Below are 16750 nucleotides of genomic sequence, written 5' to 3' on the forward strand. Positions count from 1 at the left end.
TCACATCATCCGCGCGTGGATGACGGCAAACCAGTTATCCTCGTCGGTCCACACCCGCGATGTGGCAAAGCCGGCGCGCTCCAGCAGGTTGACGAAGGATTGGCGCGTGTACTTGTAGCTATCTTCCGTGTGTATCCGTTCACCGCGTTCGAAACGGCGCTCGCCGCCATGCCAGTGCACGGTCAGCGCGGTGCGGGCTTCCACATGCATCTCGATGCGGCTATGTTCAAAATCGAAGTAAGCGATGTGCTTCCATTGCCCGACATCGAAGTCCGAGCCGATCAAGTGATTCAGGTGGCGCAGGATATTCAGGTTGAACGCGCCGGTCACGCCCAGCGCATCGTCGTAAGCCGCATCCAGCAAGGCTTGATCCTTGATCAGATCCACGCCGATCAGCAGACCGCCGTCGGCGCCGCCGTTGGCGCGCAGGCTGCGCAGGAACTCCACCGCCTGCTCGGGCGAGAAGTTGCCAATTGAAGAACCGGGATAGAAGAACACGCGGCGCCCGGCGCGTACGCTGTCCGGCAGCTGAAAGCCATGCGAAAAATCCAGACCCAGCGCCGTCATCTCGATGTGCGGAAAGCGCTGCTGCAACTGCGCCACCGCGCCAAGCAGGAAGTCGCGCGAAATATCGACCGGCACATACTGCGCCGGTTGCAGCAGCGGGAACAGCGAGGCGGCCTTCGCGCAATTGCCCGCGCCAAGGTCAATCAAGGTCGTGCCATCGCCAAGCGCCCGCGCCATATCGGCGCCGTGCGCGGCAAAAATGGCCGCTTCGGTACGGGTTGGATAATATTCGGGCAACTCGCAGATCGCCTCAAACAGCTTGGATCCGAGGCCGTCATACAGAAACTTGGGCGAGATGTGCGCGGCAGGAACCAACAGACCAGCACTAATTTCGGCGATAACCGCCGCACTGCCGTGGGACATTTGCATGGGATGCGCTGCCTTTAATTTGGGTATTTTTGCTATGATAGCCGAATATCCATTTTGCAGCGCCGCACTATAAGTTCCGTGCGGCTTTTCACACTCAAGGGCAATCACAATGAAAATCTCCCTCAAATCCATCCTCGCCACCGGCCTGATGCTGGCTGCTTCCTGGTCGCAAGCACAATCGGCCGACCACGTATTCCGTGTCTCCGCCATCCCGGATGAAGCACCGACCGAATTGCAGCGCAAGTTCAAGCCGCTGGGCGAGTACCTTGAGAAGAAGATCGGCATGAAGGTCGAGTTCACCCCGGTGACCGATTACGCGGCCTCGGTGGAAGCGCTGATTAACAAGAAGGTCGACATGGTATGGTTCGGCGGCTTCACCTTCGTGCAAGCGAATGACCGCAGCAAGGGCCAGATCACGCCGCTGGTGCAGCGTACCGAGGATGAAAAATTCCGCTCGGTGTTCGTCACCACCAGCAAGTCGATCAACAGCCTGAATGACCTCAAGGGCAAAACCCTGAGCTTCGGTTCCGAGTCCTCGACCTCGGGCCACCTGATGCCGCGCTACTACCTGCTGCAATCGAAGATCAATCCAGACACCGACCTGAAACGCATCGCCTTCTCCGGCGCGCACGACGCCACCGTGGCCGCCGTTGCAGGCGGCAAGGTCGATGCCGGCGCGCTGAATATCTCGGTGTGGGAAAAGCTGGTGGAAGCCAAGAAGGTCGATCCGGCCGTGGTGCGCGTGTTCTACACCACGCCAGGCTACTACGATTACAACTGGTCGGTGCGTACCGACATGAACGCGGACCTGAAGAAAAAACTGACCGACGCCTTCCTCGCGCTGGACATCAACAAGCCTGAAGATAAAGCCATCATGGACTTGCAGCGCACCGTCAAGTTCATCCCGACCAAGGCGGACAACTACAAGAACATCGAAGCCGCAGCCAAGAACGCCGGCCTGCTGAAGTAATTCAATGCCCACGTACCACCTGCAAAACCTGACAGTGCGGCACCTGACCGCGCCGTCAGCGCCTGCGCTGCAAGCGATTAACCTGAGCATCGAACCGGGCGAGCAACTGGCCCTGATCGGCCCTTCCGGCGCCGGCAAGACTACCTTGCTGGCGACGCTGTCGCTGTCCCATCGCCCGGCCGAAGGCAGCTTCACGGCCTTTGATACCGATCCATGGGCGCTGGGCGAAGCGGCGCGCCACCGCTTGCGCGCGCAGTTGTTCCTCGCGCCGCAAACGCCGCCGCTGCCGCCGCGCCAGCGCGTGGTAACTGCGGTGCTGGCCGCGCGCTTGCCGCAATGGAGCGCGTGGCGCGCGCTGGTGTCGCTGTTCAAGCCTGCCGACCCGGAAGCGGCGTGGCAGGCGCTGTCACGCTTTAATTTGGGCGATAAGCTGTATTCGCGCGTCGATCGCTTGTCGGGCGGTGAGCGCCAGCGCTGCGGTCTTGCGCGCTTGCTGCTGTCCCCAGCGAAGGCGTTGCTGGTGGATGAGCCGCTGTCGGCGCTCGATCCGGCGCTGTCCGAACTCACGCTCACCACGCTGCGCGAAGAAGCCAAGGCGCGCAACGCCACGCTGATTTGCAGCCTGCACCAGGTGGAGCTGGCCTTGAGCCACTTCCCGCGCATCGTCGCGCTGCGCGATGGCCGCATCGAATTCGACCTGCCGCGCGAACAAGTGACGCCACAGATGATCGCCGCGCTGTATCAAGGCGAGCAGCCCGCCGCCGAAGCAGCGCAGCCGTACGACGCCATGGCCGTCAAACCAGGGGTAGGCGCGTGCTTGTAATGACTGACCGCCGCGATCCGGCGCTGCGCGGCCGCCTGGTGGCCTGCGCGCTCGCGCTGATCATCCTGTGGCCGACGCTGGTCATCACAGAATTCAAGCCGTGGATCCTGCTGGACGAGCAAAGCCTGGGCGCCACCGGCCGCTTCCTCGCCGACTTCCTGGTGCCGGCCCACAGCGCCGAGTTCCTCGAAATGCTGCTGCGCGAAACCTGGAACACCATCGCCATCGCCACGGCGGGCCTCGCACTCGCCCTGCTAGGCGCCATTCCGGCGACGCTGGTCATCAACGAAAAACTGTCGATCTCCGCGCTGGGCACCGGCCGCATGCGCCTCGCGGCGCGCCTGGTGCGCCAGGCGGTGCGCTGGCTGCTGGTTCTGCTGCGCTCCGTACCGGAGCTGGTGTGGGCGCTGCTATTCGTGCGCATCATCGGCCTCGGCCCGACCGCAGGCGTACTGGCGATCGCCCTTACCTACTGCGGCATGCTGGGCAAGGTCTACGCTGAAATCCTCGAATCGTCCGACTCGCACGCCGGCGACACCTTGCTGGCCAACGGCAGCGGACGCATCTCCGCGCTGCTATACGGCGTGCTGCCGGAAGCCGCGTCGGAACTGATGTCCTACACCGTCTACCGCTGGGAATGCGCGATCCGCGGCTCGGTGGTGATGGGCTTTGTCGGCGCGGGCGGCCTGGGTCAGCGCATGGATGAATCGATGAAAATGCTGGCCGGTTCCGAAGTCGCTGCCATGCTGCTGGTGTTTGTCGCGCTGGTCGCACTGGCTGACCAATTCTCCAAGGTGCTGCGCCGGAGGCTGGGATGAATCCGAATATGCCCAAGCCGCCGCGTCACGACTGGACCATCATCATCCTGATGGCGCTGCTGGCCGCACTGATCATCGCCAGCTTCGCCACGCTGCCATTGAAGTGGCGCGAGTTCTTTACCGTCGACGCCATCAATAGCACGCTGGAACTGCTGGCCGGCTTCACACCACCGGAAACCGGCCTGCCCTTCCTCACCAAGACCTTCTGGGCTGCGATTGAAACGCTGGCCATGTCCGGCCTGGGCACGCTGCTGGCCGTGGTCTTCGGCCTCGCCTTCTCGCTGCCGGCATCGGGACGCTTCGGCGCCGCACCGCGCGCCGCCATGCGCGGCCTGCTCAACGTACTGCGTTCGATTCCTGAACTGGTGTGGGCCTCCATCATGCTGATCGCCGCCGGCCTGGGCCCGCTGGGCGGCACGCTGGCCTTGGCCGCGCACACCGCCGGGGTGCTGGGCCGCCTGTTTGCCGACTCGCTGGAAAACGCCGCGCCGCTGCCGGAGCAAAGCCTGCGCACCAACGGCGCCAGCGCCACGGCGGCCTTCTTCTACGCCACGCTGCCGCAAACGCTGCCGCAAATGATGTCCTACACCCTGTACCGCTGGGAGAACAACATCCGCGCCGCAGCGATTCTCGGCGTGGTGGGCGCGGGCGGCTTGGGCCAGATGCTCAAGTACCACCTGTCTTTATTCCAGATGCCGCTGGCCGCCACCGTCATCATCGCCATGCTGCTGTTGGTGGCCCTGGTCGATGGCGTCAGCTTTGCCATGCGCCGCGCGCTCACACGATAAAGCCACCCATGCTCGAACTTCGCAACCTCACCAAATCCTACGGCGGCCGTCCGGTGCTGGACCAGCTGTCATGGACCTTCAAGGCCGGCGAATTCGTCTCCATCATGGGTGACTCAGGCGTCGGCAAATCAACGCTGTTGAATTTGATCGCCGGCCTCGATACGCCGGATGCGGCACAGGGCGAATCGCCCATCATCATTGACGGCATCCCGATGTCCGGCCTCGATGACGACGCCGCCACCAGGCTGCGGCGCGCGCGCATGGGCTTCATCTTTCAGGCTTTCCATGTCCTGCCGCATTTAACCTTGCTGCAAAACATAGCCCTGCCCTTGCTGCTCAACGGCTTGTCCACGACACGCGCCAACGAGATGCTGGAAGCCGTTGGTCTCGGCGGGCGCGGCAACGATTTCCCTCATCAACTTTCCGGCGGGCAAATGCAACGCGTGGCCATCGCCCGCGCGCTGGTGCACCGCCCGGCCCTGGTGCTGGCGGATGAACCAACTGGTAATCTTGATCCAGATACCGCGGACGCCATCCTCGACCTCCTGCAACGCGAAATCAAGGCCACCGGCGCCTGTGCCATCATGGTGACACATTCGCAACTTGCTGCCAAAAAGACAGACAAAATCCTACATTTATCTAACAACCAGTTACAAGAAACAACAATCGTCAACCCGTTTAAGCATTGACTAACATAATTTTTTTGTCAAATACTGCACTTTTTTTTTAACCGTAGTATTATTGAAATTAACTTGCATGGTTATTAAGAATGTTGAGTCGCGTACCACATTCGGACCAGAAGAGGTGTGGGCGCTAGCCTTGCCGGGAAACGTACTTTTTTTAACGTTTAGAGCAAAGGAGGAGCAAGCCATGAACGTACGGCAAAAAAAGCTGGAACTGATCGAAGCCATGAATCGTGCGCGGGCGCTGGAGCCATCCAGTTTTGTCCCGAACAAGCTTCTTGATACTTTGATCGAAAAGATGAACTTGAAGAACGATGCAGAGTTGTGTCGCGTGCTGGAAGTTCAGCCACCGATTATCAGCAAGATCCGGCACCGGAAGTTGGCAGTTGGTGCGACGATCCTGCTGCGTATGCATGAAAAATCAGATATCAGCATTCGCGAGCTGAAAGATTTGTCCACCGCGTCTATGCATTGATCAGCTTAGCTTATCGTGCCATGCCAGGCGCCGGCATGCGGTATCCGGCGCCCTTTAAGAAGCGCCTTAGCGACCAGCCCAAACCCCGCTGAACGCTAATCCTCTTGTAGTAACCAGGCAGTACCCTAGCATTTCTCGTATTTCCAATTCCTAGACTTACCTTCGGCAATCCATTCGACGGCTTGTTCGCGTCTGCGCGTCCGTGTCGCGTCGGTCTTGGCCTCGTTGAGCCAGTCGGCGTAGTCGCGCTGCTTGCTCGGACTGAAGGAATCAAAGTGTTTACGCGCCGCCGGCACGGCGTCCAGCGCGGCGTTGAGGTCATCGGGAATGTCCAGCGGCTTTGGTGTCGCGGATTTAACACGTGCAGGCGCCGCCACGCCATCATCATTGAGCTTCATGGCTTGCTTGATGTAAGCGGACAGCACTTTTTTCGACGGCAGATCCTTGATGCTGGTGATGCGGCCGAAGTGGCCCATGGCTTCACGATTGACTTCATCTGCGGCCATCAGTAGCTCCGCCTTCCAGAAATTCAGCGCGCAATGCGCCTTGAAGGACGCCATGCTGCACATCATGCCCTTGTACATAAAGTGCGGGAAGCTCCACTTCATGGTCTCTTCCACCTCGGGACAAGCGGCATGCACCACCGCGCGCAGGTGTTCTAGTATGGGCTGCGCGAAATCGGCAGACTTGGCGATGTAGGCGTCGACGCGCGGATCTAATGTAGGCATGCCATTAATATACCCGGTAACATTTTGTTGCACCATACACGAAACACATACGTGACTTTGCAAGCAACGGTCTATACTCCCGAGCATGAGAACGCTCACCTTCCCGCTTGCTTTGCTGCTGGCCGGCTGCGCCGGCACCACCACCGTCTCCGCACCGCCGGCCGATCCGGCGGCCTTGAGCAGTGCGCTCAATCGCGTGACATGGGGCGTTAATCTCAGCACCTACCAGCAAGTCGAGAAGATCGGCTACGAGGCGTGGCTGGAGAAGCAATTGCGTCCGTCACCGGCCGTGCTGCCCGCAGCCGCGCAGGCGCAAATCGACGCCATGAGCATCACGCAAAAACCGCTGCCGCAACTGGTGAAAGAACTGGAAGACCAGCGCCGCGACTACGACAAGGCCATGGTCGATGACGACGCCAAGAAAGCCGCGCAACGCGCCTACCAGCAGGAACTGAATCGCCTCGCCAAAGAAGCGGCCACGCGCTCGCTGCTGCGCAATCTCTATTCGCCGAATCAGCTGCAGGAGCAGATGACGTGGTTCTGGATGAACCACTTCAACGTCCACCTGGGCAAGGCGAATCTGCGCCTGCTGGTGAGCGACTACGAAGAACAAGCGATCCGTCCGCGTGCGCTGGGCAAATTCCGCGACCTGCTGGCGGCCACGCTGCGCCATCCGGCCATGATCCGCTATCTCGATAACGAACAAAACGCCGCCAACCGCATCAACGAAAACTACGCGCGCGAAATCATGGAACTGCACACGCTGGGCGTAGACGGCGGCTACAGCCAGAACGACGTGCAGCAATTGGCGCGCATTCTCACCGGCGTCGGCGTCAACCTTGGTGACAAGACGCCCAATGTCCGCCGCGACAAGCAAGACCAGTACGTGCGGCAAGGCCTGTTTGAATTCAATCCCAACCGCCACGACTACGCCGACAAGCTCTTCCTCGGCAAAACCGTGAAGGGACGCGGACTGGAAGAAGTGGACGAAGCGCTGGATCGCCTGAGCCGCCATCCCGCCACCGCGCGCTACATCAGCCGCAAGCTGGCTATTTACTTCGTGGCCGACGAACCGCCGCAGGCATTGTTAGACCGCATGGCGGCGCGCTTCCAATCCAGCGATGGCGACATCGCCGCCGTGCTGCGCGAGATGTTCAACTCGCAGGAGTTCAAGCAATCGCTGGGCCACAAGTTTAAAGACCCGGTGCACTACGTGGTCTCCGCCGTGCGCCTGACCTACGACGATAAAGTCATCCTCAACACCGGCCCGATGCTGAATTGGCTGAACCGCATGGCCGAACCGCTGTACGGCCGCCAAACGCCGGACGGCTACCCGCTCACCGAATCCGGCTGGGCCAGTCCCGGCCAAATGACAACGCGCTTTGAAATCGCCAAGGCCATCGGCGGCGGCGCGGCGGGCCTGTTCAAGAGCGAAGGCGCGCAGCCGCAGGAAAAGCCGGCCTTCCCGCAATTGGCCAACGCGCTGTACTACCAGTCGCTGCAAAAATCGCTGGCGCCGGCCACGCTGCAAGCACTGGAGCAAGCCACCTCGCCGCAGGAGTGGAACACGCTGTTCCTCGCATCGCCGGAACTGATGCATCGCTAGGAGAAGCCCGATGAAACGCCGCACCCTGATCAAATCGCTGGCCGCCCTGCCGGCAGCCGCCATGACCGGCCAGCTATGGGCCGCACCCGCCAGCAAAACGCGCCTGCTGTTCGTCTTCATGCGCGGCGGTTACGACGCCACCAGCTTGCTGGTACCGATCTCCAGCGAGTACTACTACGCGGTGCGTCCGAATATCGCGATTCCGAAAACAGCGGCGCTGCCGGTCAATAGCGACTGGGGCCTGCACCCTGCCCTGCGCGACACCATCTACCCGCTGTTCACTGCGGGCGAAGCGGCCTTCGTACCGTTTGCCGGCACCGAGGATCTGTCGCGCAGCCACTTCGAAACGCAGGACAGCATCGAACTCGGTCAAGCGCTGGATCGCAAGCGCGACTACCGCTCCGGCTTCCTCAACCGCCTGGCAGCCACGCTCAACGCGGATCGCGCCAACGCCATTTCCTTCACCGACCAGCTGCCGCTGATTATGCAAGGCGGGCTGCAAGTACCGAACACCGCGCTGCGCAACGTCGCCAAGCCAGCCGTCGATGCACGTCAAGCCAGGATGATCGCCGCCATGTACGAAGGTACGGCGCTGGCGCAGCCGGTGCGCGACGGCTTCACCGTGCGCGAAGACGTGATGAAGGACATGATCGGCGAAATGGATGCGGCCAACCGCAACGCCATCACCGCCAAGGGCTTTGAACTGGAGGCGCGCCGCATCGCCAAGGTGATGAAGGAGCGCTACAACATCGGCTTCGTTGACGTCGGCGGCTGGGACACCCACGTCGGCCAAGGCAACGCCACCGGCTACCTTGCCAACCGCCTGGAAGAACTGGGGCGCGGCCTGTCCGGCTTTGCGCAGGAGATGGGGCCGGACTGGAAGGATACGGTGGTGATCGTGGTCAGTGAATTCGGCCGCACCTTCCGCGAAAACGGCAATCGCGGCACCGACCATGGCCACGGCAGCGTGTACTGGGTGCTGGGCGGCGGCGTCAATGGCGGCAAGGTGCACGGCGAGCAAGTGCGCCTGGAGCAGCCCACCCTGTTCCAAAACCGCGACTACCCGGTGCTCAATGAGTACCGCGCCATGTTCGGCGGCCTGCTGTCGCGCATGTACGGCTTGAACGCCGGGCAAGTGGAAAAAATCTTCGGCACCTCGGGACGCGACCTGTCGCTGGTTTAAGCCATGGCGTGATCGTGCAGCCAAGCGGTGGCCTCGCTGGCTGCCAGCGCTGGTGTGTACAAATAACCCTGGAAAGCGTGGCAGCCGGCATCGCCTAGAAACACCGCCTGCTCCGTGCTTTCCACGCCTTCCGCAATCACATTCAACCGCAGATCCTGCGCTAGCCGGATCACCATTTTGACCACGGCGTTGGCGTCGTCGCTGACCGGCACCCCGTGCAGAAAACTCTTATCGAGCTTGATGGTGTTGACCGGCAGCGTGCGCAAGTAACTGAGCGAGGAATAGCCGGTGCCGAAATCGTCCAGCGACACCATGAAACCGCGCGCGCGCAACTGCTCAATCACCTTGCTGCCGTTGCGTTCCAGCTCGATGGCGTCGCGCTCGGTGAGTTCGATTTCGATATCGCCAGCGTCCAGCCCATGTTCTTCCAGCGCGGCATCCAGCTGGCGCAAATAGCCGGCATCCCGCAACTCCTTGGCGCAGGTATTGATGCAGATGCGTACGCCGGTCAGCCCGGCATCGCGCCAAAGGCGCAACTGTGCGAAAGCAATCCGCACCACCAGGTTGCCCAGTTCCGGCAGCACGCCCATTTCGCCGGCCAGCCCGATCGCATACTCCACCGGCTGCCGCCCCAGATAGCCGGGTAGGCGCAGCAGCGCCTCCATGGAGATGGTATGGCCGGCTTGATCCAATATCGGCTGATAGGCCAGATCGCAGCGCCGGCCCAATAGCAGACGGCGCAACTCGGTGTGATCCGCGTTCTTGCGGTGCGCCACATCGTCCAGCGCCTGCGTGTAGTAGTGGTAGCGATTGCGGCCGGCATTCTTGGCGTAGTACAGCGCCAGATCCGCCTTCTTCAACAGGCTGTCCGCCGAAGTGGCATCCACCGGACAGACGGCAATGCCGATACTGGCGCTGATCTTCACCTCGCGCCCGTCGATCATGAAGGGCTGCACTAGCGCGGCCAGCAGCTTTTCGGCCAGCACGCCGCCGCTGGTCGGCGACGGCGCGTACAAATGCAGCAGCGCGAATTCATCGCCGCCCAGGCGCGCAATGTAATCGCTCTCGCGGCTGATGTCGCGGATGCGCTGCGCCACCTGCTGCAGCAATTGATCGCCGGCCTGGTGGCCCAGCACGTCGTTGACCTCCTTGAACTGGTCTAGGTCGATCATCAGCAACAGCAGCAACTGGCCGGTGCGCTCGGCCAGCGACACCATTTCCATGCGGCGCGTGTCAAAAGCCGCGCGGTTGGCCAGCCCGGTCAAGGCGTCGATGGTGGCAAGGCGGCGGATTTCATCCTGCGCCAGCTTGCGCTCGGTGATGTCGCGCAGAATTTTGAGATAGCCGATCGGCTGGCCATGATCGCCCTGAATCGGCGTCATCACACCGTCGGCCCAAAACATCGAATGATCCTTGCGCAAATGCCAGCGGTAATCAGCGGCACGGTCGCACTGCTCGGCTTGCTCCATCTCGTGCCAGTGCTGGCCCTCGGCCTGGTCGGCGGCGGTGAACAGGCGAGCCATGCTGAAGCCGATGATTTCATTCGGCGCATAGCCGAAGATCAGCTCCGCGCCGATATTCCAGCTGGTGACCATGCCTTGCGTGTCAGCGGTGAAAATGGCGAAGTCGCGCACGTTGAGGTAAATCTGCCGCAGCAGGATATCCGGGGCCAGGCCGGGAGAAATAACGGTGGTGAGGTGCGGGGTCATGGCGCGGTCTTCCATTAAACATGGTTAGACCGCGTGCCCGCCGATGAGTTCACACGATAGTCAAGCGCTGCTGCATTCTTTCCAGCGCCCGCATGAACAGCTCCGGCTCGTTGGCGGCGCGCGCCAGCACCAGCGCGCCCTGGATGCCGCCGACCACATCTTCAGCCTCGGCCAGCGCGCTAGCGTGGTCGCGGCCGCCGCGTTGCAGCGCTGCGGCCAGCGCCTGCACCCATTCGGCGAAATAAGACTGCACCTTCTCCGCAAAGCGGTCGCGCTCGTGGCCGAGCGCAAACACGCCGACCAGGCACACCTTGCGGCCGGACAGGAAATAGCGGCCGACCGCCTTGAACATATCGGCCACGCCCTGCCGCGCGTCGACGGTGGAACGCAGCGGCTGGAACACCTGGTCGCGGAACCAGCCGTCGATTTCGTTCAACACGGCCTCGGCCATCTCCTCTTTCCCGCCGGGGAAAAAGTTGTAGATGCTGCCTTTGCCGAGGCCGGTGCCCTCGGTGATCCGCGCCAGGCTGGCGCCTTCAAAACCGTAGGTGCGAAATACTTCGGCCAGCAGCGGTACGGCGTCGCTGCGGTCTCCCATCACTCGTGGCATGTTTAGAATCCAAAATCGCTCAGGCCGGGATGATCGGCCGGGCGCGGTGCATTGATATCCCAGTGGAACTTGCGCTCGGAGGCGGCGATCGGGTGCTCGTTGATGCTGGCGAGGCGGCGCTGCATCAAGCCGTCTGCTGCGAACTCCCAGTTTTCGTTGCCGTAAGCGCGATACCACTGGCCGGAATCGTCATGGTATTCGTAGGCGAAGCGGACTGCAATGCGGTTGCCGTCGTGCGCCCACAATTCCTTGATCAGACGGTATTCCAGTTCGCGCGTCCATTTGCGCTGCAGCAGGCCGACGATCTCGGCGCGGCCGGTGACGAATTCGCCGCGGTTGCGCCAGGCGCAGTCTTCCGTGTAGGCCAGCGAGACCTTCTCGGGATTGCGGCTGTTCCAGCCGTCTTCGGCGGCACGGACTTTTTGGGCGGCGGTTTCAAGGGTGAACGGCGGGAGTGGAGGACGGGACATGATGGTGGCTTCCTTTAAGTTGTACCAAACGGTACAATCACTTTAAACTGCGATCAGGCAAGATGCAAGAAAAATTTTTAATTGAAGATGTCGGCGGCCAGCTGGCGGCCGGCCGGACTAAACTGAACTGTACCGGCGACGCCGCCGTCCTCCAGCGCCAGCGTGACCAGACCGGCCTCCTCCAGCATGGTCAGCTGGCGCCGCAGCACGCTCATCGGCCGCTGGGCCTGCTTGCTGAGCTTGGCGAGCGAGCACGGCTTGTCCGGCCACTCGGCCTCGATGCGCCGCAGCGCCTCCAGCACGCCAGCCAGCGCGGCCATCACTTGATCATCCATGCGTAGTCTCTTTACTTAAAATGCAATATACTCGCTGCAAATATTACCGGATCGCAACATGAACAAAAAGCCCGCAGGCCATATCGAACCTTACACCCATCCTGCTGCAGGCTGGGGGGCGTTGAAGCAAGTGGCCATCAACCTCGTGCGCGAGCGCGTCGCCGGCGGCAATTACAAGACCCTGCTCAAGCAAAACCAGCCCGATGGTTTCGACTGCCCCGGCTGCGCGTGGCCGGATCGCGAGCACGCGTCCACCTTTGAGTTTTGCGAGAACGGCGTCAAGGCGGTGGCGGCCGAGGCCACCAGCAAGCGCGTGACGCCGGCCTTCTTTGCCGCCCACACCGTCACCGAACTGCTGGCGCAGTCGGATTACGAACTGGAACAGCACGGCCGCCTGACCGATCCCATGGTCTACGATGCCGCCAGCGACAAGTACACGCTGATCGCGTGGGACGACGCCTTCGCGCTGATGGCGCGCCACCTGAAGGCCCTGCCCGACCCGGATCAAGCCACCTTCTACACCTCCGGCCGCACCGGCAACGAGGCGGCGTTCCTGTTCCAGCTGTTCGTGCGCATGTACGGCACCAACAACTTCCCGGACTGCTCGAATATGTGCCACGAGCCGACCAGCCGCGGCTTGCCGGGCACCGTTGGCATCGGCAAGGGCACCGTCACCCTGGAGGATTTCGAGCATACCGACACCCTGCTGATCTTCGGCCAGAACCCGGCCACCAACCACCCGCGCATGATGAACGAACTGCGCGATGCGGCGCGGCGCGGCGCCACCATCGTCTCCATCAATCCGCTGCGCGAGCGCGGGCTGGAGCGCTTCACCAGTCCGGCGCACGCCATGGAAATGCTGATTGGTTCCAGCACCACCATCAGCAACCTTTTCATCCAGCCGAAACTGGCGGGCGACTTTGCGCTGGTCAAGGCCATGGCCAAGCGGCTGGTGGAGCGCGACGACGAGGCGCTGGCCGCAGGCCGTGAAAGCCTGCTGGATCGCGAATTCATCGCGCGCCACACCAGCGGCTACGCGGCATTTGAACAGGATCTGCGCGCCGAAAGCTGGGACGTGCTACTGCAAGAATCCGGCGTACCGCGCGCGCAGATCGAGCAGCTGACCGACATCTACATCAAGGGCAAAAACGTCATCAGCACCTGGGGCATGGGCCTGACCCAGCACAAGGGCGCGCTCAAGACCATCCAGATGCTGTCCAACCTGATGATGATGCGCGGGCAGATCGGCCGCCTCGGTGCGGGCTTGTGCCCGGTGCGCGGCCACTCCAATGTGCAGGGCGACCGCACCATGGGCATCGAAGAAAAGCCGACCAAGGCCTTCCTCGACCGCCTGCAAAAAGTATTCAATTTTGAGCCGCCGCGCGAGCATGGGCTGGACACGGTCGACAGCATCCAGGCCATGCTCGATGGCCGCGTCAAAGTCTTCATCGGCCTGGGTGGGAATTTTGCCATGGCCACGCCGGACACGCCCCTCACCTTCGCGGGGCTGCGCAAGTGCGCGCTGACCGTGCACATCGCCACCAAGCTGAATCGCAGCCACCTCGTGATGGGCAAGGACGCGCTGATCCTGCCGACCCTGGGCCGAACCGAGATCGACCTGCAACGCGGCGTGCCGCAGGGCGTGACGGTGGAAGATTCGATGAGCATGGTGCACCTGTCCTACGGCATGAACAAGCCGGCCTCGGACAACTTGCTGTCGGAGACCGCGATAGTCGCGCGGCTGGCGCATGCGACGCTGGGTAGCGATAAGGTTGATTGGCTGGGCGCCGCCGCCGATTATGCGAGCATCCGCGAAATGATCGAAAAAGTCTTCGACGACTTCCACGACTTCAACGCGCGGGTATCGCATCCGGGCGGTTTCCACTTGCGTGTGGCGTCACGCGAACGCGAATGGCGCACGCCGAGCGGCCGTGCCCAGTTCGTGCCGCACGCCGTGGATCTGGACACCCCGATCCAGCGCGCCCGCGCCAAGCACGGCGAGCGCCTGATGGTGTTGATGACCGCCCGTTCGCACGACCAGTACAACACCACCATCTACGGGCTTGATGACCGCTATCGCGGCGTGTTCGGCCTGCGCCGCGTGGTCTTCATCAACAAAGAAGACTTGGCGATGCTGGGCTTAAAAGATGGCGAATACGTCGACATGATCAGCGTCTGGGAAGACGACGTGACCCGCCGCGCCGAGCGCTTCCTGCTAGTCGCCTATGACATCCCGCGCGGCTGCCTGGGCGCCTACTTCCCCGAGACCAACGGCTTGGTGCCCTTGCACAGCACCGCCGACGGCGCCGGCACCCCCACCTCCAAGTCCATTCCGGTACTGCTGGAGCGCTCAGCCTAAGTGTCAGGTGTATTCAACGCAGCCGTCTTGGCGGCAGAAGCTGACTAGCTTGATGCCGGCCTCGGTGGCGATGTCGATGGCGAGGGTACTGGGTGCGGAGATGGTTGCCAACATCGGGATGTTCATGCGGGCGGCTTTGCGCACTAGCTCGTAGCTTGCGCGGCTGGACATGAAGACGAAGCCTTCTTGCATGTTCACCCCGTCCAAGGCCAGGTGGCCGATCAGTTTATCGAGCGCGTTGTGGCGGCCAACATCTTCGCATACGCGCAGCACCGCGCCATCGGCGCTGCACCACGCCGCCGCGTGCACGCCGCCAGTGGCGCGCTGTAAATCTTGATGCGCTCCCAGTTCCGACGCCGCGCGCGCAATGGCCGGCTGAAGCGGGCCGGCCAGTGGCGCGGCCTCGATGCGCTCCGGCTGCAAGTCCAGCGACTCCAAACTCTCGATCCCGCACACGCCGCAACCGCTGCGCCCCGCCATCGAACGGCGCTGCTGCTTGAGCTGCACGAATTCCTGCGTGGCGATGGTGATGTCGATCTCGAAGCTGCGCGCATGCTCGCGCACTTCAATGTCAAACACGTCGGAAGCCTGGGAGACTAATCCTTCGGTCAGGGCAAAGCCCATAGCAAACGGCTGGAGGTCGCGCGGGGTAACCATCATGACGGCATGCGAGATGCCATTGAAAACCAGCGCAACCGGTACTTCTTCGATCACGCGGTCGGTGGTGCGAGCGGCGTCCGCGCCGCGATGGCGCGTTACCGGGCGTTCTTGGTAGCCCGTTTTATCCGACTCTAAATCCAACTTCATCACAGCCCCGCAGAATTAGCACAACGGCTTATTCTACACGGGGCTGGAAAACCTCGTCAGGCAGCTTGCTGCTCGCCGACGCCGTAGTGACGGGCGTAGCGTGTATCCAGGTTCGCCAAAGGCATCAGCAGGAACAGGTCGGCCGATTCGAAATCAGGATCCCATGCCGGCTCGCCGCAAATCCACGCACCCGAGCGCATATAGCCTTTCAACAGCGCAGGCACTTGCGGCTTTTGCGACGCTTCCAGCTTGGAGAACGGGAACGGCAGGTGCGGCGTGACGCGGTATTCGATCGGCGCCAGGTTCTTGGCCGCCAGTTGCTGGTACACGGCCACCGCATTGTGACCGCCATCGGCCAGCGAGATGCTCGCGCAGCCAACCAGGAACTCGGCGTTCTCACGGCGCATATACTCGGCCAGGCCAGACCACAGCAGCATGATCACGCTGCCGCCGCGATAATCAGGATGGATGCAAGCGCGGCCCGCTTCCACGATGCGGCTGCGGATGTTATTCAAGCGGCCCAGGTCAAACTCGCCTTCCGAGTACAAGCGACCCAGCTTGCGGGCGCGGTTGGCGCTCAGCAGGCGGTAGGTGCCGACCACCATCAGGCTGTCGGCGTCGCGCACGATCAGGTGATCGCAATGTTCGTCGAATTCATCGCTATCGAGGCCGTCGGCGTTTTGCAGCGCGCTCAGACCCATGGTTTCGATAAAGACCTTGTAGCGCAAGCGCTGCACTTCGCGCAGTTCTTCCGGCGTGCTTGCCATACTGAGTACCAGCTTGCCAGACGCTGCTCGGACGTCCGCTTGTATGATCGAGGTTTGCATGCTTCATCCCTGTTGTGTGGAAGACGAAGCAAGCGTAACCAGCGAATTTTTCAAGAAAATGACAACTGAATGTCATTTTCATGACATGTTGTTTTTAAATCAGGCTTTTTTAGGACGGCCGGTTTTCAACTGCGGCAGGCTGGCCAGCACTTTTTTCAAAGTGGCCAGGTCGATTTGCGAGATCAGCGCCACGCCGACGCGCAGCAGTTCGCTCTTTTTCACTTCGAAGCCGGCTTTCAGCGCGGTTTTCTTTACCTGGCCCAGTACTGCGTATTCGGCTTCCGGCATGGTGAAGCTGTCGCGTACCAGTTTTTCCTTGACGGCTTTGACTTTCACTTCTGGCGCGGCTGGCTTGGCAGCGGCTTTCGGCTTGGCGGCGGCTTTCGGCGCAGCCTTCGGTTCCGGCTTGGCCGCAGCCTTCGGTGCCGGCTTGGCCGCAGCTTTCGGTGCCGGCTTTGCGGCGGCTGGCTTTGCGGCCACTGGTTTGGCGGCGGCTTTCACGGCTGGTTTTGCTGCAGGTTTCACAACAGCTTTTGGCGCCGGCTTGGCGGCTGCCGGCTTGGCGGCGGTCTTGGTTACGGCGGTTTTCGGGGCTGCTTTGGTGGCCATGCTTACTCCAATTT

At 61.9% G+C, this 16750-nt stretch carries 18 protein-coding genes; 9 read left to right on the forward strand and 9 right to left on the reverse strand.

The features are described 5' to 3' along the window. Complete coding sequence (egtD, locus tag GTP45_RS14690) at positions 1-936, reverse strand: L-histidine N(alpha)-methyltransferase (RefSeq protein WP_161014611.1); 936 nt, start codon at positions 934-936, stop codon at positions 1-3. 109 nt (positions 937-1045) lie between these two features. On the opposite strand from egtD, the gene GTP45_RS14695 reads away from it, so the two are divergent. The 6 genes from GTP45_RS14695 (at position 1046) to GTP45_RS14720 (ending at position 5493) form a co-directional block, all read left to right on the forward strand. After that, complete coding sequence (locus GTP45_RS14695; protein WP_161014612.1) at positions 1046-1906, forward strand: putative selenate ABC transporter substrate-binding protein; 861 nt, start codon at positions 1046-1048, stop codon at positions 1904-1906. Between the two features lie 4 nt (positions 1907-1910). Beyond that, the gene (locus GTP45_RS14700) at positions 1911-2729 is read left to right on the forward strand and encodes a phosphonate ABC transporter ATP-binding protein (RefSeq protein WP_161014613.1); all 819 of its coding nucleotides are present in this window, start codon (positions 1911-1913) and stop codon (positions 2727-2729) included. After that, positions 2729-3547, forward strand: a complete 819-nt coding sequence (locus GTP45_RS14705) for a PhnE/PtxC family ABC transporter permease (protein ID WP_161014614.1) — start codon at positions 2729-2731, stop codon at positions 3545-3547. Before GTP45_RS14700 ends, GTP45_RS14705 begins: the two co-directional genes overlap by 1 nt. After that, positions 3544-4335, forward strand: coding sequence for a phosphonate ABC transporter, permease protein PhnE (gene phnE / locus GTP45_RS14710; RefSeq protein WP_161014615.1), 792 nt, complete (start codon positions 3544-3546; stop codon positions 4333-4335). The genes GTP45_RS14705 and phnE overlap by 4 nt, the downstream gene beginning before the upstream one ends. An 8-nt stretch (positions 4336-4343) precedes the next feature. Next, positions 4344-5024, forward strand: coding sequence for an ABC transporter ATP-binding protein (locus GTP45_RS14715; RefSeq protein WP_161014616.1), 681 nt, complete (start codon positions 4344-4346; stop codon positions 5022-5024). Positions 5025-5205: 181 nt separating this feature from the next. Further along, complete coding sequence (locus GTP45_RS14720) at positions 5206-5493, forward strand: hypothetical protein (RefSeq protein ID WP_008447145.1); 288 nt, start codon at positions 5206-5208, stop codon at positions 5491-5493. 125 nt (positions 5494-5618) lie between these two features. Here GTP45_RS14720 and GTP45_RS14725 read toward each other — a convergent pair whose 3' ends face one another. Further along, on the reverse strand, positions 5619-6221 hold the full coding sequence (locus GTP45_RS14725; RefSeq protein ID WP_161014617.1) for a YdeI/OmpD-associated family protein: 603 nt from the start codon (positions 6219-6221) through the stop codon (positions 5619-5621). 85 nt (positions 6222-6306) lie between these two features. On the opposite strand from GTP45_RS14725, the gene GTP45_RS14730 reads away from it, so the two are divergent. Continuing rightward, positions 6307-7827: a DUF1800 domain-containing protein gene (locus GTP45_RS14730; RefSeq protein ID WP_161014618.1), complete on the forward strand. Its 1521-nt coding sequence runs from the start codon at positions 6307-6309 to the stop codon at positions 7825-7827. A 10-nt stretch (positions 7828-7837) separates the two neighbouring features. After that, positions 7838-9010, forward strand: coding sequence for a DUF1501 domain-containing protein (locus GTP45_RS14735; RefSeq protein ID WP_161014619.1), 1173 nt, complete (start codon positions 7838-7840; stop codon positions 9008-9010). Here GTP45_RS14735 and GTP45_RS14740 read toward each other — a convergent pair. The 4 genes from GTP45_RS14740 to GTP45_RS14755 all read right to left on the reverse strand — a co-directional run bounded on the left by GTP45_RS14740 (position 9007) and on the right by GTP45_RS14755 (position 12134). After that, the gene (locus GTP45_RS14740; RefSeq protein ID WP_161014620.1) at positions 9007-10719 is read right to left on the reverse strand and encodes a putative bifunctional diguanylate cyclase/phosphodiesterase; all 1713 of its coding nucleotides are present in this window, start codon (positions 10717-10719) and stop codon (positions 9007-9009) included. The genes GTP45_RS14735 and GTP45_RS14740 overlap by 4 nt on opposite strands. A gap of 49 nt (positions 10720-10768) precedes the next feature. After that, positions 10769-11329: a TetR/AcrR family transcriptional regulator gene (locus GTP45_RS14745; RefSeq protein WP_161014621.1), complete on the reverse strand. Its 561-nt coding sequence runs from the start codon at positions 11327-11329 to the stop codon at positions 10769-10771. A 2-nt stretch (positions 11330-11331) separates the two neighbouring features. Further along, positions 11332-11799 carry a nuclear transport factor 2 family protein gene (locus tag GTP45_RS14750; protein ID WP_161014622.1) on the reverse strand — a complete coding sequence of 156 codons (468 nt, stop codon included), beginning with the start codon at positions 11797-11799 and terminating at the stop codon, positions 11332-11334. Between the two features lie 77 nt (positions 11800-11876). Then, positions 11877-12134, reverse strand: a complete 258-nt coding sequence (locus GTP45_RS14755) for a helix-turn-helix domain-containing protein (protein WP_161014623.1) — start codon at positions 12132-12134, stop codon at positions 11877-11879. A 58-nt stretch (positions 12135-12192) separates the two neighbouring features. Here GTP45_RS14755 and GTP45_RS14760 point away from each other — a divergent pair, with 58 nt between their 5' ends. After that, a complete protein-coding gene (locus tag GTP45_RS14760) occupies positions 12193-14493 on the forward strand; it encodes an FdhF/YdeP family oxidoreductase (protein ID WP_161014624.1) in 2301 nt (766 codons plus the stop codon). 3 nt (positions 14494-14496) lie between these two features. Here GTP45_RS14760 and fdhD read toward each other — a convergent pair whose 3' ends face one another. The 3 genes from fdhD to GTP45_RS14775 form a co-directional block, all read right to left on the reverse strand. Next, positions 14497-15300 (reverse strand): formate dehydrogenase accessory sulfurtransferase FdhD, encoded by an 804-nt coding sequence (gene fdhD / locus GTP45_RS14765; protein ID WP_161014625.1) that lies wholly within the window; start codon positions 15298-15300, stop codon positions 14497-14499. 56 nt (positions 15301-15356) lie between these two features. Next, complete coding sequence (locus tag GTP45_RS14770) at positions 15357-16127, reverse strand: GNAT family N-acetyltransferase (RefSeq protein ID WP_161014626.1); 771 nt, start codon at positions 16125-16127, stop codon at positions 15357-15359. A 99-nt stretch (positions 16128-16226) separates the two neighbouring features. Next, complete coding sequence (locus GTP45_RS14775) at positions 16227-16736, reverse strand: hypothetical protein (RefSeq protein ID WP_161014627.1); 510 nt, start codon at positions 16734-16736, stop codon at positions 16227-16229. Positions 16737-16750 lie beyond the last annotated feature (14 nt).

The sequence above is a fragment of the Duganella rivi genome, from assembly GCF_009857435.1.
Classification (GTDB): domain Bacteria; phylum Pseudomonadota; class Gammaproteobacteria; order Burkholderiales; family Burkholderiaceae_D; genus Rugamonas; species Rugamonas rivi.

Excerpts from the sequence above, each read along its gene's own strand:
- GTP45_RS14755 (WP_161014623.1), bottom strand. The coding sequence starts at position 12,134 with ATGGATGATCAAGTGATGGCCGCGCTGGCTGGCGTGCTGGAGGCGCTG.
- GTP45_RS14700 (WP_161014613.1), top strand. The coding sequence starts at position 1,911 with ATGCCCACGTACCACCTGCAAAACCTGACAGTGCGGCACCTGACCGCG.
- egtD (WP_161014611.1), bottom strand. The coding sequence starts at position 936 with ATGCAAATGTCCCACGGCAGTGCGGCGGTTATCGCCGAAATTAGTGCT.
- GTP45_RS14740 (WP_161014620.1), bottom strand. The coding sequence starts at position 10,719 with ATGACCCCGCACCTCACCACCGTTATTTCTCCCGGCCTGGCCCCGGAT.
- phnE (WP_161014615.1), top strand. The coding sequence starts at position 3,544 with ATGAATCCGAATATGCCCAAGCCGCCGCGTCACGACTGGACCATCATC.
- GTP45_RS14695 (WP_161014612.1), top strand. The coding sequence starts at position 1,046 with ATGAAAATCTCCCTCAAATCCATCCTCGCCACCGGCCTGATGCTGGCT.
- GTP45_RS14720 (WP_008447145.1), top strand. The coding sequence starts at position 5,206 with ATGAACGTACGGCAAAAAAAGCTGGAACTGATCGAAGCCATGAATCGT.
- GTP45_RS14715 (WP_161014616.1), top strand. The coding sequence starts at position 4,344 with ATGCTCGAACTTCGCAACCTCACCAAATCCTACGGCGGCCGTCCGGTG.
- GTP45_RS14745 (WP_161014621.1), bottom strand. The coding sequence starts at position 11,329 with ATGCCACGAGTGATGGGAGACCGCAGCGACGCCGTACCGCTGCTGGCC.
- fdhD (WP_161014625.1), bottom strand. The coding sequence starts at position 15,300 with ATGAAGTTGGATTTAGAGTCGGATAAAACGGGCTACCAAGAACGCCCG.
- GTP45_RS14760 (WP_161014624.1), top strand. The coding sequence starts at position 12,193 with ATGAACAAAAAGCCCGCAGGCCATATCGAACCTTACACCCATCCTGCT.
- GTP45_RS14775 (WP_161014627.1), bottom strand. The coding sequence starts at position 16,736 with ATGGCCACCAAAGCAGCCCCGAAAACCGCCGTAACCAAGACCGCCGCC.
- GTP45_RS14705 (WP_161014614.1), top strand. The coding sequence starts at position 2,729 with ATGACTGACCGCCGCGATCCGGCGCTGCGCGGCCGCCTGGTGGCCTGC.
- GTP45_RS14725 (WP_161014617.1), bottom strand. The coding sequence starts at position 6,221 with ATGCCTACATTAGATCCGCGCGTCGACGCCTACATCGCCAAGTCTGCC.
- GTP45_RS14735 (WP_161014619.1), top strand. The coding sequence starts at position 7,838 with ATGAAACGCCGCACCCTGATCAAATCGCTGGCCGCCCTGCCGGCAGCC.
- GTP45_RS14750 (WP_161014622.1), bottom strand. The coding sequence starts at position 11,799 with ATGTCCCGTCCTCCACTCCCGCCGTTCACCCTTGAAACCGCCGCCCAA.
- GTP45_RS14730 (WP_161014618.1), top strand. The coding sequence starts at position 6,307 with ATGAGAACGCTCACCTTCCCGCTTGCTTTGCTGCTGGCCGGCTGCGCC.
- GTP45_RS14770 (WP_161014626.1), bottom strand. The coding sequence starts at position 16,127 with ATGCAAACCTCGATCATACAAGCGGACGTCCGAGCAGCGTCTGGCAAG.